The organism is Geminicoccus sp. (assembly GCF_036263595.1).
Taxonomy (GTDB): Bacteria; Pseudomonadota; Alphaproteobacteria; order Geminicoccales; family Geminicoccaceae; genus Geminicoccus.
Genome location: NZ_DATAGQ010000026.1, coordinates 1 through 19,875, shown reverse-complemented (window position 1 = coordinate 19,875; position 19,875 = coordinate 1). Strand labels below are relative to the sequence as shown.

17 protein-coding genes and 1 tRNA gene are annotated in these 19,875 nt (G+C 66.1%); 9 read left to right on the top strand and 9 right to left on the bottom strand.

Annotated elements, in window-relative coordinates; genetic code table 11:
* A partial coding sequence (locus tag VHL31_RS01915) for a M10 family metallopeptidase C-terminal domain-containing protein (protein ID WP_329659511.1) occupies positions 1–622 on the top strand: 622 nt, incomplete at its 5' end.
* A 743-nt stretch (positions 623–1,365) separates the two neighbouring features.
* On the opposite strand, the gene VHL31_RS01910 is transcribed toward VHL31_RS01915, so the two are convergent.
* Positions 1,366–1,441 (bottom strand) — tRNA-Glu (locus VHL31_RS01910).
* Positions 1,442–1,496: 55 nt separating this feature from the next.
* A complete protein-coding gene (locus VHL31_RS01905; protein ID WP_329659510.1) occupies positions 1,497–1,697 on the bottom strand; it encodes a response regulator transcription factor in 201 nt (66 codons plus the stop codon).
* Between the two features lie 226 nt (positions 1,698–1,923).
* On the opposite strand from VHL31_RS01905, the gene VHL31_RS01900 reads away from it, so the two are divergent.
* Both VHL31_RS01900 and VHL31_RS01895 read left to right on the top strand, forming a co-directional pair.
* Positions 1,924–2,964: an extracellular solute-binding protein gene (locus VHL31_RS01900; protein ID WP_329659509.1), complete on the top strand. Its 1,041-nt coding sequence runs from the start codon at positions 1,924–1,926 to the stop codon at positions 2,962–2,964.
* 128 nt (positions 2,965–3,092) lie between these two features.
* A complete protein-coding gene (locus tag VHL31_RS01895) occupies positions 3,093–3,674 on the top strand; it encodes a DUF4136 domain-containing protein (RefSeq protein ID WP_329659508.1) in 582 nt (193 codons plus the stop codon).
* Positions 3,675–3,879: 205 nt separating this feature from the next.
* Here VHL31_RS01895 and VHL31_RS01890 read toward each other — a convergent pair whose 3' ends face one another.
* On the bottom strand, positions 3,880–5,127 hold the full coding sequence (locus VHL31_RS01890) for a sarcosine oxidase subunit beta family protein (RefSeq protein ID WP_329659507.1): 1,248 nt from the start codon (positions 5,125–5,127) through the stop codon (positions 3,880–3,882).
* Positions 5,128–5,346: 219 nt separating this feature from the next.
* On the opposite strand from VHL31_RS01890, the gene VHL31_RS01885 reads away from it, so the two are divergent.
* The 3 genes from VHL31_RS01885 to bfr are packed head-to-tail and all read left to right on the top strand — an operon-like array spanning position 5,347 to position 7,196.
* Positions 5,347–5,562, top strand: coding sequence for a hypothetical protein (locus tag VHL31_RS01885; RefSeq protein WP_329659506.1), 216 nt, complete (start codon positions 5,347–5,349; stop codon positions 5,560–5,562).
* The gene (locus VHL31_RS01880; RefSeq protein WP_329659505.1) at positions 5,559–6,692 is read left to right on the top strand and encodes an ABC transporter ATP-binding protein; all 1,134 of its coding nucleotides are present in this window, start codon (positions 5,559–5,561) and stop codon (positions 6,690–6,692) included. Before VHL31_RS01885 ends, VHL31_RS01880 begins: the two co-directional genes overlap by 4 nt.
* Before the next feature lie 21 nt (positions 6,693–6,713).
* Entirely contained in the window at positions 6,714–7,196 is a 483-nt protein-coding gene (gene bfr / locus VHL31_RS01875; RefSeq protein WP_329659504.1) for a bacterioferritin, read from the top strand.
* Positions 7,197–7,766: 570 nt separating this feature from the next.
* Here bfr and VHL31_RS01870 read toward each other — a convergent pair.
* Positions 7,767–8,255: a spore coat U domain-containing protein gene (locus VHL31_RS01870; RefSeq protein WP_329659503.1), complete on the bottom strand. Its 489-nt coding sequence runs from the start codon at positions 8,253–8,255 to the stop codon at positions 7,767–7,769.
* Positions 8,256–8,456: 201 nt separating this feature from the next.
* Between VHL31_RS01870 and VHL31_RS01865 the strand changes: the two genes are divergently transcribed.
* The 3 genes from VHL31_RS01865 (at position 8,457) to VHL31_RS01855 (ending at position 12,298) form a co-directional block, all read left to right on the top strand.
* The gene (locus tag VHL31_RS01865; protein ID WP_329659502.1) at positions 8,457–9,605 is read left to right on the top strand and encodes an amidohydrolase/deacetylase family metallohydrolase; all 1,149 of its coding nucleotides are present in this window, start codon (positions 8,457–8,459) and stop codon (positions 9,603–9,605) included.
* Positions 9,602–10,195: a hypothetical protein gene (locus tag VHL31_RS01860; protein WP_329659501.1), complete on the top strand. Its 594-nt coding sequence runs from the start codon at positions 9,602–9,604 to the stop codon at positions 10,193–10,195. Before VHL31_RS01865 ends, VHL31_RS01860 begins: the two co-directional genes overlap by 4 nt.
* A gap of 153 nt (positions 10,196–10,348) precedes the next feature.
* Positions 10,349–12,298, top strand: a complete 1,950-nt coding sequence (locus tag VHL31_RS01855; protein ID WP_329659500.1) for a PAS domain-containing protein — start codon at positions 10,349–10,351, stop codon at positions 12,296–12,298.
* A 25-nt stretch (positions 12,299–12,323) separates the two neighbouring features.
* On the opposite strand, the gene VHL31_RS01850 is transcribed toward VHL31_RS01855, so the two are convergent.
* The 5 genes from VHL31_RS01850 to VHL31_RS01830 form a co-directional block, all read right to left on the bottom strand.
* Positions 12,324–13,664 carry a glutamine synthetase family protein gene (locus VHL31_RS01850; protein WP_329659499.1) on the bottom strand — a complete coding sequence of 447 codons (1,341 nt, stop codon included), beginning with the start codon at positions 13,662–13,664 and terminating at the stop codon, positions 12,324–12,326.
* Positions 13,639–14,436, bottom strand: coding sequence for a gamma-glutamyl-gamma-aminobutyrate hydrolase family protein (locus VHL31_RS01845; protein ID WP_329659498.1), 798 nt, complete (start codon positions 14,434–14,436; stop codon positions 13,639–13,641). The genes VHL31_RS01850 and VHL31_RS01845 overlap by 26 nt, the downstream gene beginning before the upstream one ends.
* A gap of 65 nt (positions 14,437–14,501) precedes the next feature.
* Positions 14,502–15,287: a hypothetical protein gene (locus tag VHL31_RS01840; protein ID WP_329659497.1), complete on the bottom strand. Its 786-nt coding sequence runs from the start codon at positions 15,285–15,287 to the stop codon at positions 14,502–14,504.
* Positions 15,288–15,811: 524 nt separating this feature from the next.
* A complete protein-coding gene (gene polA / locus VHL31_RS01835; protein ID WP_329659496.1) occupies positions 15,812–18,526 on the bottom strand; it encodes a DNA polymerase I in 2,715 nt (904 codons plus the stop codon).
* Between the two features lie 266 nt (positions 18,527–18,792).
* Positions 18,793–19,875 (bottom strand): methyl-accepting chemotaxis protein (locus VHL31_RS01830; RefSeq protein WP_329659495.1); only part of this gene is annotated, 1,083 nt, incomplete at its 5' end.

Sequence of the window (19,875 nt, the reverse complement as noted above, 5' to 3'; positions counted from 1 at the left end):
CTCTGGTGGACACCTTGGCGACAACATGCGGGGCGAGGCTGGCAACGATCAGCTATCCGGGGGCCTGGGAGACGACAGGCTCGATGGCGGTACCGGCAACGACATGCTCTACGGTGACTATGGTGCCGACCGCCTGATCGGCGGCGATGGTAACGACGTCCTGCACACTGGCGACCACGGCTATACGGCGCCTAGTGAAGGCAAACAATCAATCCTCACCGGCGGGGGCGGGAGGGACACCTTCGAGTATGGCTTCAGGGTTGCTTACGACTGGATCATCGACCACGGCTATAGCCAGCTCACCAGCGTGTCAGATGTAATAACGGACTTCACACGCGGCGAAGACAAGATAGACATTTCGAGCAATGTTTGGGGCCCCGAAAGCCCCCATGATGAGTACGACTTTAAGTTTTCCGACCTGGACACGAACGGCAACGGCGTCATTACGGATGCCGATCAGGCTGTATCGATTGGCCTGCAGTCCTTCATGGGCGAGCAAAAATCCAGCCTGACGATTGACGTCGATAAGTTCGCAGCTTCGACTAATGACCCCGGCTTTTCCGGCAGCGGTACCATCACCCTCTTCGGCGTAACGACTCTGACGGCAACAGACTTCGCATAGGAGACGATCATACGTCTGTTGGCTGTCACGTTTCTGCTCTTGCGTGCTGGTTGTGTAGGAAGAGGAGGCCCTAGCCCCTTCGGATCGGACATCAGCGTCGGGGGTCGTGGTAGGTCACGACCAGATCGCAGCTGAGCCACAGCTCGACAATCACTGGCTCATCCAGCTCCTGCCGATGCCGGCTGAACTCCTTTCCTGAAGCGCTATTGGCAGCTGCCATTGAGAAGAAACCACACGCTGTGGTGGGGCTGAGCGCTCTTGTTTTCTTGTTGCTGACCACAAGCCTGAGCATCTCCCGGTGTTAACGTATGAGATTACCAGCTCGAAGGCACAGCCCACACCGCTACTTGCTCAAAAGGGCCTTCTGCAGCCCTCCCGTGGGCTATCAGGGTGACTAGGATGGCAGTGTCATGTGCGCGAGCAGGTGATGACGCGATGACGCTAATGACGCTCCGAGCTAACTTCTTTCTTGGACCGCACCCTGTGTGTTCCAGGCTGCGGCTTACCCTAGAGGTTGAGAAGGTGCGCCTCAGACTAGGTACGTAGGTCAGTCTGCGGTGTCAGACGGAGGCCATCATCTGCTGATCGATAGGAGCAGATGACTAAAGAAGAGCTTGGCCAGCATAGATCAGGCTGCTGACGTCCATCACCATCCAGAGACGTATATTTCCGAAGTATAGCATTCAACGCAGCGTTCAAGCTGTCGGATGCTCCCACATGTCAGCTAAGGTCATAGTAAAGCTTGGCATCCCCAACGGGATTCGAACCCGTGTCGCCACCTTGAAAGGGTGGAGTCCTAGGCCTCTAGACGATGGGGACAAGGCGTGGCCGGTAGGTAGGCGAGCGAACCGAGGAGTGCAAGCCCGTGTGTGCCTCAGTCCGTATTGTGATGCCAGCCACGTAGTCCTGCTTGCGTGCGGGATGTCACGCCCAGGCGACGCAGGAGGGCCGTCACATGCGTCTTGACCGTAGCCTCCCGGATCCCCAGCGCGTGGGCGATCGCCTTGTTGGACAGTCCCTTGCTAATGAGATCGTGGATTTTTCGTTGCCGGTCGCTCAGGTCGACGGGATGCATCGGGTCCATCTGGTCACACGGCATCGTCGTCCACCCCGGTCTGGAGATACAACCATGCGTGGATGGATATCAAACTCTCTCGCGTTTGTGGGGTGACTGACGGGCGCACTTGCTTGACCGTTCAGGTGCTAGTCAGATTGCGGGGCCTGGAGGGGAGGTGGCGTTCCCACCGGCGAGGCCGCCGAATTGCAAGGTGTGTGACATGGGCAGGCATGGGATCGTCTGGATGATGGCCTTGATGGTCCTGTCCGCGTGGTCGGCCTCCATCCCAGCCGAAGAGGTCAGCATCACCGTGCTCGACTGGCAAGGCTACGAAGACCCGTCATTTCACCCAGCCTATGTCTCAACCATGGGCCGCTCGCCGGACTTCGTCCTCTTCTCCGACGAGGAGGAGGCTTTGCGCAAACTCAAGGCCGGTCTTCGGGCGGATGTGGCCCATCCCTGTTCACAGTCCGTCGCGCTCTGGCGGGATGCAGGGCTATTGGAACCCCTGGACACCTCCAAGCTCGTCCACTGGAACAAGCTGGACCCGGCACTTCGTGACCTGCCGGGTTTCGTCCAGGACAGGATGCACTTCGTCGTCCCCTTCGAATGGGGCAATACCGGCCTCGTCTATCGTACCGATCTGGTTCCGGCCGAGGACGTGGCGTCCCTGCTGGTCTTCGCGGATCCGAGATATGCCGGCAAGGTGTCGATCAGCGCCAATGTCGACGATGCCTATGCGCTGGCCTTGCTGGCCATCGGTGTGAAGGACTGGTCCGATCTGTCGGACCAGCAGTTCGAGGCAGCGTCGGCATTCCTGCGCAAGGTCCATAGGAACGTCCGCTTCTACTGGATCGCCAATTCGGACATCTCCCAGGCCTTGGGCAGCGGCGAGGTCGAGATCGCCTGGGCATGGAACGAGACGCCCACGACCCTGCAGGCGTCCGGGCAACCCGTCACCATGAACAAGGATACCGAGGAGGGCCTTTCCACCTGGGTGTGTGGCTACGTGATCCTCAAGGACCACCCAGGGCCGAGCGACCAGATCTACCACTACCTCAACGCGGTCTCGGATCCGGGCATTGCCGGCTATCTCGTCGAGGCCTGGGGCTATGGCCACGGTAACCGCGATGGGATGGGGGCCATCGATCCAGACCTCCTTGAGGAGAAGAGCTTCGCCCGAACCGATGAGTTCAAGGCAAAGATGCTCTTCCAGTCGCCGCTGCCGCCGGCCATGCGTCGACGGATGATCAGCGAATTCGACAAGATCAAGGCGGGGTTCTGAGGCTGGTCCAGAAGTATTCTGCAGGATGATGCCGGGGCAGGTGAAGGCAGCATCCGACGTGTTGCCTGCCGGCTTGCCGTTGGTCCTTCTGTCATGCACGTATGGGAAGAACATCCGAGGAGACAGCCATGCGGTTCGTCGGCAGGTTTCTGTGGGTGCTTCTGATGGTATCGCTGGTGGCCTGCACGCGCGAGCCAGTGATCCGGACCGACTTCGACCGGACGGCGGATTTCGGCACCTACCGCAGCTTCGGGTTCGAGCCCAAGCTCGGCACCGACCCCAACGGATACTCCTCTCTTCTCACGCAGCGCCTCAAGGCGGCGGTGAGCCGCGAGCTGATGGCGCGGGGCTATGTCGAGCAGGCCGAGGCGCCGGACCTCCTGGTCAACTTCCATGCGGGCCTGCAGAACAAGGTCCGCGTCACCTCGACACCGCCGCTCTGGGGGCCCTGGCCCTATGACTTCTACGGGTATGGCGACGGGTTCTATGGACGCTGGGCAGGATATGGCGGCTGGACCGACGTTCAGAGCTATACGTTGGGCACGCTCAACATCGACCTGATCGATCGGGCAAGGCGACAGCTCGTCTGGCAGGGCGTGGCCGTCAGCGAGATCGACGATGTCGTCGAGACAGCTCCCAGTGAGGAGGCCGTCTCGGATCGGGTAGCGCGGATCTTTGCCGGCTATCCGTTCCACGCCGCCTCCAGGTGACGGATCAGGCCCAGGTGTACGGCCCCGGGAGGGCGTCGGGCGGCAGCTCGAGATAGCGCCGCACGGTGGTCGGCGTGCGGGTGCCTAAATGATCTTCCGGCAGTAATAAACACAATATATTGTATAAACCTAAGTAACGGAATTAAATAGAAGCGAGAACAACATCCAAGCAATGATTACGCTTCTAATTGTCGAGGGCAGGATGCTAATGCGCGATGCCGGCGGCGGCTGCTTCGTCGATCAGGCGGCCCGTGGTGAAACGCTCCAGGTCGAAGGGGCGGCTGACCGGGTGATGCTCGCCGTTCGCGATCAGATGGGCGGTCAGCCAGCCTCCGGCAGGGATGGCCTTGAACCCGCCCGTGCCCCAGCCGCAATTGAGGTACATGCCGTCGACGGGTGCACGACCGATGATCGGCGAGCTGTCATGAACGATGTCGCAGACACCGCCCCACTTGCGCAGCATCTTGAGGTTGGATGCCGCCGGCAGGACGTCGATCAGGCCGGCCACGACCGTTTCTAGCACCGGCCAGTTGCCGCGCTGCGCGTAGGACGGATAGAGGTCGAGACCACCGCCCACCACGAGTTCTCCCTTGTCGGACTGGCTGACATAGGTGCCCGTCGCCGGGTCCAGGACGACCCGGTGCAGGAACGGCTTCACCGGCTCGCTCACCAGGGCCTGCAGGCACATCGAGGTAATCGGCAACCGGAAGCCGGCCATCTCCGCGACGTGGCCGGAGTGGCCTGCGACGCATACCGCCACGTGATCGCAATCGATCCGACCCTTGGAGGTGCGGACCGCCCGGATCTTGCCGCCCTCGGTGTCGAAACCCTCCACGGCACACTGTTGGACGATGTCGACACCCAACGCGGTGGCCGCCCTCGCATAGCCCCAGGCCACCGCATCGTGCCGGGCGATGCCGCCGCGGCGCTGCACGTAGCCGCCATGGATCGGGTAGCGGCCACGCGTGTTCAGCCCGGGGATCTCACGGCGGAGCTGCTGCTCGTCGAGCAGTTCGGCATCGACGTCGTTCAGCAGCATGGCGTTCACGAAACGCGCACACAGCTCCATGTCGGCATCGGAATGGGCGAGGCGGACGACGCCGCGCTGGCTCACCATGATGTTGAAGTTCAGCTCGACCGATAGCTGCTCGTAGAGGCGCAGCGCCAGGTCGTAGAGGGCCACGCTCTCCGGATAGAAATAGTTGGAGCGGATCGTGATCGTGTTGCGGCCGGTATTGCCACCCCCGATCCATCCCTTCTCCACGACGCAGACCCGGCGGATGCCGTGGTTCTTGGCGAGATGATAGGCCGTCGACAGGCCATGGCCGCCGCCGCCGATCACCACCACGTCGTAGCGTGCCAGGGGCTGGGCGCGATCCCGCCAGTGCGGCTCCCAGCCCTGGTGGCCGCCCGAGGCCTCGTCCATGATCCGCGCTGCCGAGAACCGCTTCATGCACACCGTCCGCTTGCCCGCCGAGGCGATAGCATCGGCGGGCAAGCCGCTCCAGCAGGGTCGTCGCTGCCCAGTTTCGAATTGTTCCAAATAAAACATCGGTCGGGTACGACTTTACATGCGACGGCCCATATTCTTATGGTCCGGGCACGTCGGGAAAGATGTCCCGGGTGCCGGCGTGGAACTCTTCTTGTCTCTGCGGACCTGACCGAAGCCATCATGATCGTTTGCGTATGCAACTGCCTGAACGAAGCCGACTGCGAGCGCGCGGCCGCCGCCCGCTCCGTCGATGCGGGTGAGGATCTCCACGCGGTGATGGGAGTCACCGTCTGTTGCGGGCGTTGCCTGCCGACGATGGAGGCGATCATCGACGAGGTGCGGGCTCGCCGCGAGCGCGAGGCGCTGGCCAAGGCCGCCGAAGAGATCGCTGCGTGAGTGACCGCACCGGTTGCCGGGCGCCGCGGGCGGTGCTCGCGCCTGGACTGAAGGTCGAGCATATCGGCCACCACTATGGATCGGGCAGGCGGCGGGGCTTCGCCCTCCACGACGTCTCCCTGCAGATCCCTCAGGGGGAAGTCCATTGCCTGCTGGGCCCATCCGGCTCAGGCAAGTCGACGGTGCTGCGGCTCATCGCCGGACTGGAGCGGCCGCATGCCGGCCTGGTCGCGCTTGGCGATCGCACGCTCACCAGTGATGTCACGTTCGTGCCGCCCGAGCGGCGCTCGATGGGCCTGATGTTCCAGGACGTGGCCCTGTTCCCGCATATGACGGTCGCGAAGAACGTGGCGTTTGGCCTCAAGGCGCTCGACACGTCGGCGCGCGATCGCCGGGTGGCCGAGCTGCTCGCGCTCGTGGAGCTTTCCGGTCATGCCGAGAAGTTTCCGCACGAGCTGTCGGGTGGCGAGCAGCAGCGCGCTGCCCTGGCCCGTGCCCTGGCCGCGGAGCCGCGGGCGGTCCTGCTGGACGAGGCCTTCTCCGCCTTAGACCCGAGCCTGCGCGGCGAGGTGCGTTCGAGCGTGCTGGCGATCCTGCGCGCCGCGCGCATCCCTGTGCTGATGGTCACGCACGATCCGGACGAGGCTATCGCGGAAGCCGACCGGATCCACGTCATCGAGGACGGACGAATCACCCAGTCGGGCACGGTGGGCGAGCTCTACCGGGCACCGGCGACGCGGTTCGTCGCAGGCTTCTTTGGACCGGTGCTGCGGTTCTCGGGGCACCCGGAAAAGGGGCATCTGGCTACTCCGATTGGTGCCATTCCCATTCCGGTCGCCAGCGATGGGCGCCACGGGGTCGACGTGATCCTGCGGACCCGGGACCTGACGCCGGTAGCGCTGGACAGCAGCCCCTGGAAGGCGACCGTGCTGGCCTGCCGCGACCTGGGCGACCGGTGCCGGGTCGAGCTCGCCGCCCAGGGCAACCGGTTGGGCGACATCCACGTGCCTGAGCAGATCAGCCATCGGGTCGGCGGCGAGATCGGCCTGTCGTTCGCGCCCGACGCGCTGTTCGTTTTTCCGCACCCTGTCGCCTTGAACGACTCCAGGAAAGCGGGCATCTCTCGCTGAGCAAACTACAGGATAGCGGCTATGGCGATTGTGACGCCCGTCAAGGGTCATCCCGAGGTGCTGGAAGCACTCAATCTGTCCCTGAAGGGTGAGCTCACCGCGATCAACCAGTACTTCCTCCATGCGCGCATGCTCGACAACTGGGGCTTCATCAAGCGCGGGCAGGCCGAGTACAAGGAATCGATCGAGGAGATGCAGCACGCCGACAAGCTGATCCAGCGCATCCTCTTGCTGGAGGGCCTTCCCAACCTCCAGGATCTCGGCAAGCTCTATATCGGCGAGAACCTCAAGGAAGTGATCGAGTGCGACTACCGCCTCGAACTGGAGGGGATCGAGCAGTATCGCAAGGGCATCGCGATCGCCGAGAGGCATGGCGACTACGTGACCCGCGACCTGTTCATCCATATCCTCCAGGAAGAGGAGGAGCACCAGGACCACAACAAGGCGGAGTTGGAACTGATCGACAAGATCGGCATCCAGAACTTTGGCCAGAGCCAGATCTGACCACATCGCATTGTCGGTCGTAACGAAGGGCATCCGGCGACCGGGTGCCCTTTTCGTTGGTGCTGTGAGCTGCCCCGGTGGGAACCGGTGGGCCAGGCCGGATGGCCTGATCTCCATCCCGGGTTCGTTCGTGCCGTTCGCGGTGTGGATACCCGCACGTCATCAGCCGCGTGTCCCATGGGACGACGCCCTCGTCGGGTTCGTTCGTGCAATCTCGTTGGCCGGTTGAGCGGCTTGAACAACAGCGCCCAGGTTCGTTCGTGCAGATAGCTCTGCGCATGCGCCTCTTCGATGCGCCTGTGCCGGCAAGGCATGACGGGCGGGCATTGCCGCTGCCGTTGGTCCCCCGCCTGTGGTGGGGGGCGTGAAGGGGCGTCGGGTTCGTTCGTGCCGTGGCAGCCAGCCAAGTGCTCCAGGCAGCACTGGGACATGCCGGGTCTTCGGCCGGAGCCAAACGGATGCGTGGCACGCTCGGACGAGGTCGGCACCAGCGGCGCTCCGGGGGATGGACGCGAGGCCGACCTTAGCACGATCTAGGACTACGGTCCTGTCTTTGCAGCGAATGACCGGTCAGAACGTCATCGTCACGCCGACCGTGTCGGAATAGGTACCGGGGGCGACGGTCTGGCCGCCCAGGATCCGGCCATAGATCGGCACCGTGCCGCTGCCACCGGCTGGCGCCACGAGGGTGATGGCGCTGGTACCGGTACCGGCGGCCGAGCTGCGTGCCGATTCGCGATAGAGCTGATAGCGCAGGGTGGCGCCGGCACTGTTGCTCATGCCGCGCGAGCTCGTCAGGCTGTTGCCACCCGCGTTCAGCTCGACCGTCAGGGCAGCGTTCTGGCAGCCATTGTAGGCGAGGTTGCCGACCGCATCGACCGGCGCAGTCTGGCCGCTGGTGTAGTTGGCGAAGGTGAGGGTGCCGACATTGATCTTGCAGTTCAGCACCACCGTGGCGCTCACGCCGAGCGTGGCGGTATCGGTACCGGCATTGGACGCAAGGGTCGGCAGGAGGGTCAGGCTCAGGGCCAGGCCGAGGCGGATCGCGACGGACTTCATCGGCGGAACATCCTTTCTTCGCACGGGCGTGCGAACGGTGGCATCCGCACCACCCTAGTCGGATTTGCTTAACAACCCGTTGACCCGGCCGCGCCGAGACGCTTTGCGGTAGCTGTCCCAAGGCGGTGTGGCCGCAGCGCTGCGGCCAGGGGGAAGTGACGGCGCGAGATCGGTCGCGCGGTGAGGGGCTTTGGAGCCGAGATGAGTTACGAGTTGGTGCTGACGGGTGGTCGGGTGGTCGATCCGGGACAGGAGATCGACCGGACCACCGACGTGGCGTTCGAAGGCGGCAAGGTCGCGGCCGTGGGCGATGGCCTGGCAGGGGACGCCCGGCAGGTGCGCGACGTGGCCGGCGCCATCGTGCTGCCCGGCATGATCGATTTCCACACCCACGTGTACTGGGGCGGCACCTCCCTGGGCATCCGCCCCGACGCGCTGGCGCGGCGTGCCGGCACCACCACCTGGCTCGACGTCGGCAGTGCCGGCCCCGGCAATTTCGAGGGTTTCCGGGAGCATGTGATCGGCCGGACCGAGACGCGGATCCTGGTCTATCTCCATGTAAGCTTCGCCGGCATCTACGGCTTCTCCGACCGGGTCTCGGTCGGCGAGAGCGACGACATGCGCCTGCTCGAGCCGAACGTGTGCGCCGAGGTGGCGCGGGCCAACCCGGAGCTGGTGCGCGGCATCAAGGTCCGGATCGGCCGCCATGCCAGCGGCTACAACGGCATCACCCCGCTCAAGTTCGCGATCGAGGCGGCCGAGCAGGCCGAGCTTCCGGTGATGTGCCACATCGACGCGCCGCCGCCGCGCTACGAGGAAGTCCTGGAGGTGCTGCGGCCGGGCGACACGCTGACCCACTGCTTCCGGCCGAGCCCGAATGCCCCGATCTACAATGACGGCCGGATTCGCGAGGCCTGCTTCACCGCGCGCGAGAAGGGCATCCTGTTCGACATCGGCCACGGCATGGGCAGCTTCTCGTTCCCGGTGGCCGAGGCGATGCTGGCCGGGGGCTTCCCGCCTGACATCATCTCCTCCGACGTCCACGCGCTGTGCATCGACGGCCCGGCCTTCGACAATCTGGAGACCATGTCCAAGTTCCTGAACCTGGGCATGTCGATCCCGGACATCGTGCGCGCGGTCACCAAGACCCCGGCGGATGCGCTCAAGCGCCCCGACCTGGCCGACCTGAGCGTCGGCTCCACCGGCGATGCGACGGTGCTGCGGGTGGACGAGGGGCGCTTCCGCTTCGTGGACGTGCAGAACCGGGCCATGGTTGGCGACCGGAAGTTCCGCCTTGATTCCGTCGTGCTTGGGGGGCGGCTGTGGCACGACGCGCGGCCGGCCGGATGAGGCGCGCCGGGGGGGCGGGCGGCTGCCTGCTCCTGACCGCCGTCCTGCTGGCGGTGCCGGCCAGCGCCGCGGTGCCGCCGCCGCCCGATCCCAAGCCGGCAGGGCCCGCGGCAACGGCAGGGCCTGCGGACCAGCCAGCCGACAAGGTCCTGGCCGCGGCCGGCGGTTACGAGCTCACCCGGGCGGATGCCGACGCCTATGTCGACGCGCTGGTGTTCTGCTTGGCCTATGCCGGGCAGGATGCGGCCAAGCTCGCCGCCGACCGCCCGGTGGTGCGCGATCACCTGGCCGGCACGTTCACCAGCCTGCCCGAGGCGGCCCAGGTGGATCTCGCCGACATGACCGGGATCTGGGACAGGGCGCGCAGCCAGTGGGCGAACCTGGCCCCGATGGAGAAGAACGCCTTCGCCTACGGGGTGCTGGCGCTGGCCTTCGGCGAGGAGGATGCGGGACGGATCCTGCGCTGGAATCCGCGCGGTGCCATGGTCGAGGGAGTGCCCGATGCGCGCGGGCGCCTGGGCGGGCCATCGGACCTCGAGTGCATCATGAGCGGGCGATGCGGAGAGAGCGGCGTGCGGCTGCCGGAGTGAGGCGGGCGTCGAGGTGGCAGGGGGAGCCTTGGCAGCTGCCGCCAGCTGCTACTATACGAAACAATGACTTGTAGCTGATTGGCGGCAGGATCGGCTGGGCGAAGCGGGCCGAGAGCCCTGCGTCGCCCGGCTTTGCGTCGTGCGGAGAGTGGCGTGCGGATCCTGCTGATCGACGAGGCGGCCGATACCCGCGATGCCTTGCTGAAGCTCCTGGCCGATGCAGGCATGCCCGTTGCGGCCCTCCATCATGCACCCAGCACGGTCGAGGTGGTCGAACTCAGCGCCTGCTGCCGGCCCGTTCTGTGCTTCATCCGCCAGCCGTCGGCCTTCGGGGCGCAGGTCCTGAATGCGCCGGGCCTGGCCGATGCCGCCCTCATCGTCCTGATCGATGACGGGCTGCCGGTGGCGGACGAACTGCCGGGCGATCGCGTGGCGGCTTACCTGCCGTGGAACGCATTGCCACCACGGATCCTGGGTCCCACCATTCGCGCCGCGCTTCGCCATGCCGACATCGTGCGGCGGGCACATGAGACCGAACGGCTGTCGCGCATCGTCCAGGAGGCGGCTGACATCGGGACCTGGGACTGGGACATGTCGACCCAGAACGTGGTCTGGTCGCCGCAGCTCTACCGGATCTTTGGCATATCGACGTCCATGCCCGGTACCGAACTGTACCGTTGCTGGCTCCATGCCATCCATCCGGACGATCGTGATCTGGCACAGGCGGCGGCGGCCGCGGCCATCGCCGGGCTGGCGCCACTGCAGTCACGCTTCCGGATCTATCGGCAAGATCCTGACCGGGCCGGCGCACCAGCGGAGCTACGCTGGATCTTGTGCAAGGGCGAGGTGCTGCGCGACGCAGAGGGACGGCCGGTCCGGCTGATCGGCATCAACATCGACGTGACCGAGAAGCAGCATAAGCTGGCGGGGCTGCAGGCCAGCCATCAGACCGCCGTGCACGAGCGGGACAGCTCGGAAGCGCGCTTTCGAACCTATTTCGAGAGCACCCCCGACTGCATGTTCTACCTGCGTGCCCAGCCTGATGGGCGGCTCGTCTATGAGGATGTCAATTCCGCGGGACTGGCCGTCACCGGACTGAGCCTGGAAGAGATGCGGGGCCGCACCCCGGAGGAAATGTTGGGGCCGGAAAAGGGGCAGATGATGGCGAACGGCCTGCGCCAAGTCTGCGAGACCGGCGAGATTTACCGCTACGAGCCGACCTGGAACCTGCCCAGCGGCACTGTCACCTATGATGCAGCCTACATGCCGCTGCGGCAAGCGGATGGCCGGGTGGCCGGCGTGCTCGGGGTGGCGCGCGACATCACCGAGCGCCGCCGGCTCGAGGCAGCTCTCCACCAGACCCAGAAGATGGAGGCATTGGGCCAGCTCGCCAGCGGCATCGCGCACGACTTCAACAATCTCCTGGCCAGCTTCCATGCATGCCTGCAGCTCATCCGCCGGGAGGTGACCTCGGCGAAGGGGCAGCGGTTGCTGGCCGAGGGAGAGCGGACGATCGACCGGGGCAAGGCGCTGACCGGCTGGCTACTGGGCTTCTCGCGCCAGCAACCGCGGTCGCTGCGACCGATCGACCTGAACCAGTCGATCAAGGAGATCGACGACATGGTGGCACGGGCGGTGGGCAGCGACATCCGCCTGCATAAGCAACTGGCGCTCGACCTGGGGCTGACCTGCGCGGACCACAACCAGATCGAACTGGCAATCCTGAACCTTGTGCTCAACGCGCGAGATGCGATGCCGCTTGGCGGCGACCTCACCCTCTCCACCCGCAACGAGACGATCCGGCAGCGCCAGCCTGACGGTCTGGCGCCAGGGCGCTACGTCGTCATCGAGGTCACCGATACCGGCAAGGGCATGGCGCCCGACGTGCTGGCCCGCGTCCTGGAGCCGTTCTTCACGACCAAGGAGCCGGGCAAGGGCACCGGCCTCGGGCTGAGCATGGTCTATGGCATCGTCAAGGAAGGCGGCGGGGGCATCCGGATCCGCAGCACGCAGGGACATGGCACCTGCGTCAGCCTGTTCTTCCCGAGCGCCCATCCCGAGGCTGGCGGGAAGCTGGACGAGCCGAGCGCCGACGTGGCTTGAGCCTTCCGCTCCGATCGCGCGGTCTTCAGACGTTGAGCAGCAGGTGCTCGCGCTCCCAGGAGGAAATCACCGACTGGTAGGCGGCGTGCTCGGTCTCCTTGACCGCGACCATCACGTCCACGAACTCCTCGCCCAGGATCTCGCGCATCGCCTTCGACGCGGTGAGCTTGTCGAGGCCCTCGCTCAATTGCGTTGGCAGGGAATGGGACAGGCGGTAGGCGCTGCCGGAGATCGGCTTGGTCGGCTCCAGCCCGTTGATCATCCCGAGATAGCCGCAGGCCAGCGACGCAGCGATGGCGAGGTAGGGATTGGCATCGGCCCCGGCGATGCGATTTTCGATGCGGCGGGAATCGGCGGACGAGGCGGGCACGCGCAGCCCGACCGTACGGTTCTCCGTGCCCCAGTGAACGTTGATGGGTGCGGTGGAGAAGCGGCGCAGGCGGCGATAGCTGTTCACGTTCGGGGCGAGCAGCGGCATGCAGTGCGGCAGGTACTTCTGCAGCCCGGCGATATGCGAAAGGAACAGGTCGGAATAGCCCTCCTCGCCTTCGGCGAACAGGTTGGCGCCGTTGCGCACGTCCACCACCGACTGGTGGATGTGCATGGACGACCCGGGCTCACGCTGCATGGGCTTGGCCATGAAGGTCGCGTAGATGTCGTGCTTCAAGGCGGCGTGGCGGAGCGTGCGCTTGAAGAGGAAGGCTTCGTCGGCAAGGTCGAGCGGGTCGCCGTGGGCGAAGTTGATCTCCATCTGGGCGGCACCTGCCTCGTGCGTCATGCCGTCCACATCGATCTCCTGTGCCTCGCACCAGGCGTAGACGTCCTCGAAGATCGGGTCGAACTCGTTGAGCGCGTCGATGCCGAAGCTCTGGCGGCCGGTCTCGGGGCGCTTGGAGCGACCGATCGGGGGCTCCAGCGGGTAGTCCGGGTCAGTGTTGATCTTGGTCAGGAAGAATTCGAGCTCCGGCGCCACCACCGGCTTCCAGCCACGCTCCTCGTAGAGCTTCACCACGCGGCGGAGCACCTGGCGGGCCGCGATCAGGACCGGACTGCCGTCGTGATGATGGGCATCGCAGATGACCTGAGCGGTCGGCTCGTCGTACCAGGGAACCAGTCGGAGCGAATCCGTATCCGGGCGGAGCCGGACGTCGCGATCGGCCGGGTCGATGACGTCCTCTTCGGGATAGTCGCCGGTCACGGTCTGGATGAACACGCTCTCAGGAATGCGAAGCGTGTCGTCCTCCAGGGACTTCAGGAACTTGTAGGCCGGAAGCACCTTGCCCCGGCCGATGCCGTTGATGTCGACGATCAGGCACTCGACTTCGGTGATGTGACGCTCTTCAAGCCACGCGGCGATATCGAACATGCTCCACCTTGTTCTGGGCCCGGGCGCGGCAGGCATCCGCGAACGCCCCGAACATCCGGACGCTGTCGGGGTTTTCCATCACGCGCCATTCGGGATGCCACTGCACGCCGAGCACGAAGCCGGGCGCGCCCGGCAGGCTCACCGCTTCCGGCGTGCCGTCCGGCGCCACCGCCTCGATCCGCAGCCCCTCGGCCAGACGATCGATGCACTGGCCGTGCAGCGAGTTGACCTGGATTTCCTGGGCACCGCCAAGGATCTGCTGCAGCATGCCGCCCGGCGTCAGTGCCACGGGATGGCGCGGGCCATAGCGCATGGGCTGTGGCCGGTCCTTCTGCGAGCGGTGGTCCGTCCGGCCGGGTACCTCGTGCACATGCTGGTGGAGGCTGCCGCCCAGCGCGACGTTCAGCTCCTGGATCCCTCGGCAGATCGCGAACAGCGGCAGTCCCTGCGCGACCGCCTTGCGGATCAGCGGCAGGGTCGTGGCATCGCGTTCCCGGTCGGCGAGATTGTCCGGGCGGGGCGCGCAGCCGCCATAATTCTCCGGCCAGACATTGCTGGGGCTGCCGGTCAGGAGGAGGCCGTCGAGGCGCTCGACCAGCAGGTCCGGATCGGCGGCCGGGCCGATTGTCGGGATCAGCACCGGCACCCCACCGGTCGCCTGGACCACCGCGTCGACATATTTGCCGACCACCTGATGCAGGCCGGTGCCGTCCTCGCTCGGACGAAGGCAGGCGGTCACACCGATCAGCGGGACGGAGGCTCGGTCACTCATGCTGCACTGGTATCCTACAGTCCAAAGACCGGCAAGCGGCCGGCCGTTCCTCGATGTCAGAATGGTCAAGCCGGACAGGGTCCGGTGATCGACAGGACTGGCTGGCAGCTGTCTTCCGCCAGCGCCAGTGCCTCCCGGGCCCGGCCTTCCAGCCGTTCGATACCGTCGGCGTCGTCCGCATGGGCGATGCCGATATGGATGCCGAACGGGTGCCTGGTGCCGCGGAGCACGATCGGCTGCGAGAAGATGCCCGCCAGGCGGCTGCCCAGGGCCGCCGCACCATCGCCGCCACTCACCACGGCCACGATCGCGCGCGTCCCGTCGTCCTGCGGCAGCAGCCGGTCCGCGGCGCGCAGCTTGCCGATCAGGAAGCCGTCCAGCAGGGCCAGGGTGTCGTCGGTCGCATCTTCGTTTGCCGGCGGGGCAGGTGCTCCCAGCCCGAACGGACGCAGGATCAGCAGGGCTACCGAGCGGTCCTGTTCCTGGGCCCGCTGGGCCGCTTGCCGCAACTGGAGGCCCAGCATCTGGCCGCCCGCCGGCTCGGCCATGAAGCCGGCGGCCTCCTCGGCCAGGCCATGCCGACGGGCAGGGTCCTCACCGCGCAGGATCCAGGAGCCCGTGCCATCCGGCACCACGATCACCTCCAGCGCCAGAGCGCCACCAGTCCGGGTGCGGACGATCACCCGACGGCCTTCCGACAGGTCACGTCCAAAGCCGAGGTCGCAAAGATGCTCGTCGTCGACCAGGAGCCGCAAGGCCCTGTTCGCGACCAGGAGGACGCCACTTTCAGCCACGATCGCGATCGGCAGTGGGGAGCTGTTGGCCAGGACGCTGAGAACGGTGTCGGACATGATCCACCGGAACAAGATGCGCAACCAAGAGAAGATCGTGTTCCACAAAAAATCAACCGCTGCGGTTGTCGCTGTCAATGCCGTCACGGCAGCTTGCCGGAGCCCGTGATGGAGCTGTGGCCAGCCAGGCCGCTTTTGAAGCACGATGCCGGCCGAGGCCCTGGAAAAGATAGGCGGGTGTGCCGGCTGGGCTCGCCGGTCCTACACCCGGCGCGCGATCCTTTTGGGCAGGCACGGGGGCCAAAGGAGGCGCAGGTTGACCACCACGTTCATGGGCGGTGATCCGGGCCGATCTGCAAGGCGAGAACCTGCCCTCGGCGGCTTCTCCTTGTGCCGCAAGCCCAGCCGACGCAGCGCATGGCCTAGTCGGCGGGAAGGCGGGCGGCATTCCGGCGCTTTGGGAATGGTTCAGGATGATATCGGGCCGCGGGAGCAGGGCATCCGCCTCCACGTGCTGACGCCTGATTCCATGACGCTCCCGCGCCGCATGCACCCGGCTAGAACGGCACAAGAACCAGCGGTTTCTAGTGCGCCGCGCCCCAGCTGCGGCCATGGCCGACCTCGACGATCAGGGGAACGCTCAGGCTGGCGGCGTTCTGCATCGTGTCGCGCACGAGCTTCTCGGTCGCGGGGATCTCGCTCTCCGGCACTTCCAGCAGGAGCTCGTCATGCACCTGCAAGAGCAGCTTCGCCCCGCTCTGCTCCTCCTGCAGGCGATGGGCGACCTGGATCATGGCGCGCTTCATGATATCCGCGGCCGAGCCCTGAATCGGCGCGTTGATGGCGGCCCGCTCGGCATAGGCCCGCCTAGAGGGCAGCTTGGACAGGATCTCCGGGATCCAGCAGCGCCGGCCGTTCACGGTCAGCACGTAGCCCTGCTCGCGGGCCTGGGCCTTGGTCTTGTCCATGTATTCCCGGATGCCGGGATATTGCTGGAAGTAGCGGTCGATGTAGTCGCGGGCCTGATTGTGCGGGATGCCCAGGCGCTGGGCCAGCCCGAACGCGCCGATGCCATAGACGATGCCGTAATTGATCGTCTTCGCGCTGCGCCGCAGGTCACCTGTCACCTGGTCCACCGGCACGCCGAACATCTCGGCGGCAGTGACACGGTGGATGTCGATGTCGTCCGCAAAAGCCTGCTTCAGCACATCGAGCTCGGCCATGTGGGCCAGGATGCGCAGTTCCACCTGGGAATAGTCCGCGGACATCAGCACGTAGCCTGGCTCGGCCACGAAGGCGTCGCGGATGCGCCTGCCCTCCTCCGTGCGGATCGGGATGTTCTGCAGGTTCGGCTCGGTGGAGGAGAGCCTTCCGGTCGAGGTCGAGGCCAGCATGTAGGAGGTATGGACACGGTGGTCGACCGGGCTGGTCTGCTCGATCAGCGCGTCCGTGTAGGTCCGGCTCAGCTTCTGCAACTGGCGCCAGGCGAGCACGACCTTGGGCAGCTCGTGCCCTTGCAGGGCCAGTTGTTCCAGCACGTCCGCATCGGTGACATAGGCGCCGGCCTTGCCCTTCTTGCCGCCGGGCAGGGACATCTCGTCGAACAGCACCTCGCCCAGCTGCTTAGGCGAGCCGATGTTGAAGGGATGCCCGACCAGCTGGGCCGCCTCGGCTTCGAGCGCCGCCATGCGCTGGGCGAACTCGCCGGACAAGCGGCGGAGCAGGTCGCGGTCGACCGCGATGCCATGCACCTCCATCTCGGCCACGACCGCTGGCAGCGGCCGGTCGAACTCCTCGTAGACGCGGACCAGCTTCTCCTCGACCAGCCGCTTCTTCAGCGCCTTCCACAGGCGGAAGGTGATCAGCGCGTCCTCGGCGGCATAATCGGTCGCCTTGTCCATTGCGACCTTGGCAAAGCCGATCCGGCCCTTGCCCGTACCGGTCAGCGAATCGTAGCTGATCGTATCGTGGTCGAGATGGCGCTTGGCCAGTTCGTCCATGCCGTGGCCGTTCTTCGCCCCATCCAGCACGTAGGAGATCAGGAGCGTGTCGTCGTAGGGCGCGATGGTCGTGCGGTACTTGGCGAGCACGCCCAGGTCGTACTTCAGATTATGGGCGATCTTCAGGATCGACGGGTCGGCCAGCACCGGGCGGAGCCGCTCCAGCACCTCGTCCGTGTCGAGTTGGCCGTTGCAGCGCTGGCCGAACGCGTCCTCGTGGCAGAGCGGGACGTAGACGCCCTCCTCCTCGTCGACCGCCATGGACAGGCCGACCAGGGTCGCATCCGTGATCGAGAGCGAGGTCGTCTCCGTGTCGATCGCGAGCAGGCCGATCGAGCGGGCGCGGGCGAGCAGCGCCTCCACGTCGGCCATGTCGGTGATGGCGCGGTAGCGGACCTCGCGCCTGACCACCTCGGCCTTGTGGACGGCCGCCGCCTCGGCGAGCAGGCCGATACGGGAGATCAGCGTCTTGAAGCCGTTCTCCTGCAGGAAGGGCAGGAGGGTGGCGGGATCGATCGTGGTGCGGCCGACCTCGTCCAGGCCAACCGGCAGCGGCGCGTCGTCGTGCAGGCCCACCAGCTGGTAGGACAGGCGCGCCTTGTCGGCGTTCTCGGTGAGCGTCTCGCGGCGCTTGGGCTGCTTGATCTTGTCGAGCGACTGGAGGAGCCCATCAAGCGAGCCGTACTCGGTGACCAGCTGGGCTGCTGTCTTCACGCCGATGCCAGGCACGCCCGGCACATTGTCCGAGGTGTCGCCGGCCAGTGCCAGCACGTCGCGCACCCGCTCCGGCCCCACGCCGAACTTCTCGACGACCTCGTCATGGCCGATGTTCTTGTTCTTCATCGGGTCGAACAGGAAGATCCCGTCGGCCACCAGCTGCATCAAATCCTTGTCGGACGAGACGATCTCGACGACCCGGCCTTCCTCGCGCGCCTTCTTCGCATAGGTCGCGATCAGGTCGTCGGCTTCGTAGCCTTCCAGCTCGACCACTGGCAGGCCGAAGGCACGCGCCGCGTCGCGCACCAGCGAGAATTGCGGCCTCAGCTCCGGCGGCGGCTCGTCGCGGTTCGCCTTGTAGGCCTCGTACATCTCGTTGCGGAACGAGGAGCGCGAATGGTCGAACACGACCAGCAGGTCGTCCTCCGGCCGGTCGGTCATCAGCTTGAACAGCATGGACGCGAAGCCGAACACGGCATTGACCGGCGTGCCGTCCGGCCGGGTCATCGGCGGCAGCGCGAAGAACGCCCGGAAGATGTAGCCGGAGCCGTCGACCAGGACGAGGCGGGATGCTTTGCTCATGGGCAGGAACCTAGCGGCAGCGCGCGCATCTCGACAGGGGGAGCATCGTCGCCAAACGCGATGCCAGCAACCTGAACGGGTGGGTGCCGCCCAGACCGCAGCATCGCGTGCTCTCCATTCAAGTTCGGCCGGCGGGGCGGCCCGAGGCACAGCCCGGCTGCGTCGGCGTCCGGCAAGGCGGGCCATTGCAGTGCCTGCCAATGACGATGCTTGCAAGCAACGTCAGTGCCGCCTGTCCCGCGCGCCAGTCGTGCCAGCCAGGGGCCTCAGGCCGCCGAGCGGAGCTTGCTGACGAAGGCCTGCACATCCTGCTCCAGGTTGCGGGCGGTCGCTGCCAGGGCCGAGGCGGCCTCAGCGCTTTCCTTGGCGGCCTGGCTGGTTCGATCGGTCGTCGTCGCCAGCTGCGTCACGTCGGCCGACACGTCGCTGGATCCCGACGCCGCCGCCCGGACCCCGGTCGCGATCTCGCTGGTCGCGGCCTTCTGCTGCTCCGTGATCGCCGCCACGCCGCCGGTCATGTCGTTCAGCCCGTGAATGGCGCCTGCGATATCGGCGATGGCGCGGGTCGCCCGGCTCGTCTCCTGCTGGATCCGGTCGATCAGGGCCGCGATCGTCTGGGTCGCCTGCGCCGTCTGGGTCGCCAGCGCCTTGACTTCGGCCGCGACCACCGCGAAGCCCTTGCCTGCCTCGCCGGCCCGTGCGGCCTCGATCGTCGCATTGAGCGCCAGGAGGTTGGTCTGCTCGGCGACAGCCTGGATCAGCTGGACGCCCTCTGCGACCTGGCTCGCCGCCCGGTTGAGGTCCTGGATGGTCTGGCTGGTCGTGCCGGCACTAGCGACCGCGGCGGCGGCGGCCTGGGCCGCACGGGTCGTCTTCTCGGCGATCTCGTCCACCGTGGCGGTGAGACCGTCGGTCGCCGAGGCCAGCACCTGGATCCCGCTGGCCGTCCGCTGCGACGAGTCCGACATGGACAGCGAGCGGGCGGAGCTGTCGCCGGCAAGGTCCGACAGGTCCTGGATGGTCGATTGCGTCCGTGCCGCCGCCAGCACCAACTCGCCGATCAGGCCGCAGGCCCTGGTCTGGAAGGAATCCGCCATGGCAACGGCGGCATCCCGCCGGGCGGCGGCCGCCTGTGCCTCCAGCCCGAGCAGCCGGGCATGTTCGGCCTCCGAGCCGGCGATCAGGCTGGCGAGCCGGGAACTCACCCAGATCAGCGCCGCCGCCTCCAGGACGAGGATGACGGCATGCAGGGCGACCCGGCCAAGATCGGCGCCGCCAGGATAGACGGCGGCCGGCAGCAGGAAGTTCAGGACGAGGTGATGGACGGTCGTGGCCGCGGCACCCGCGGC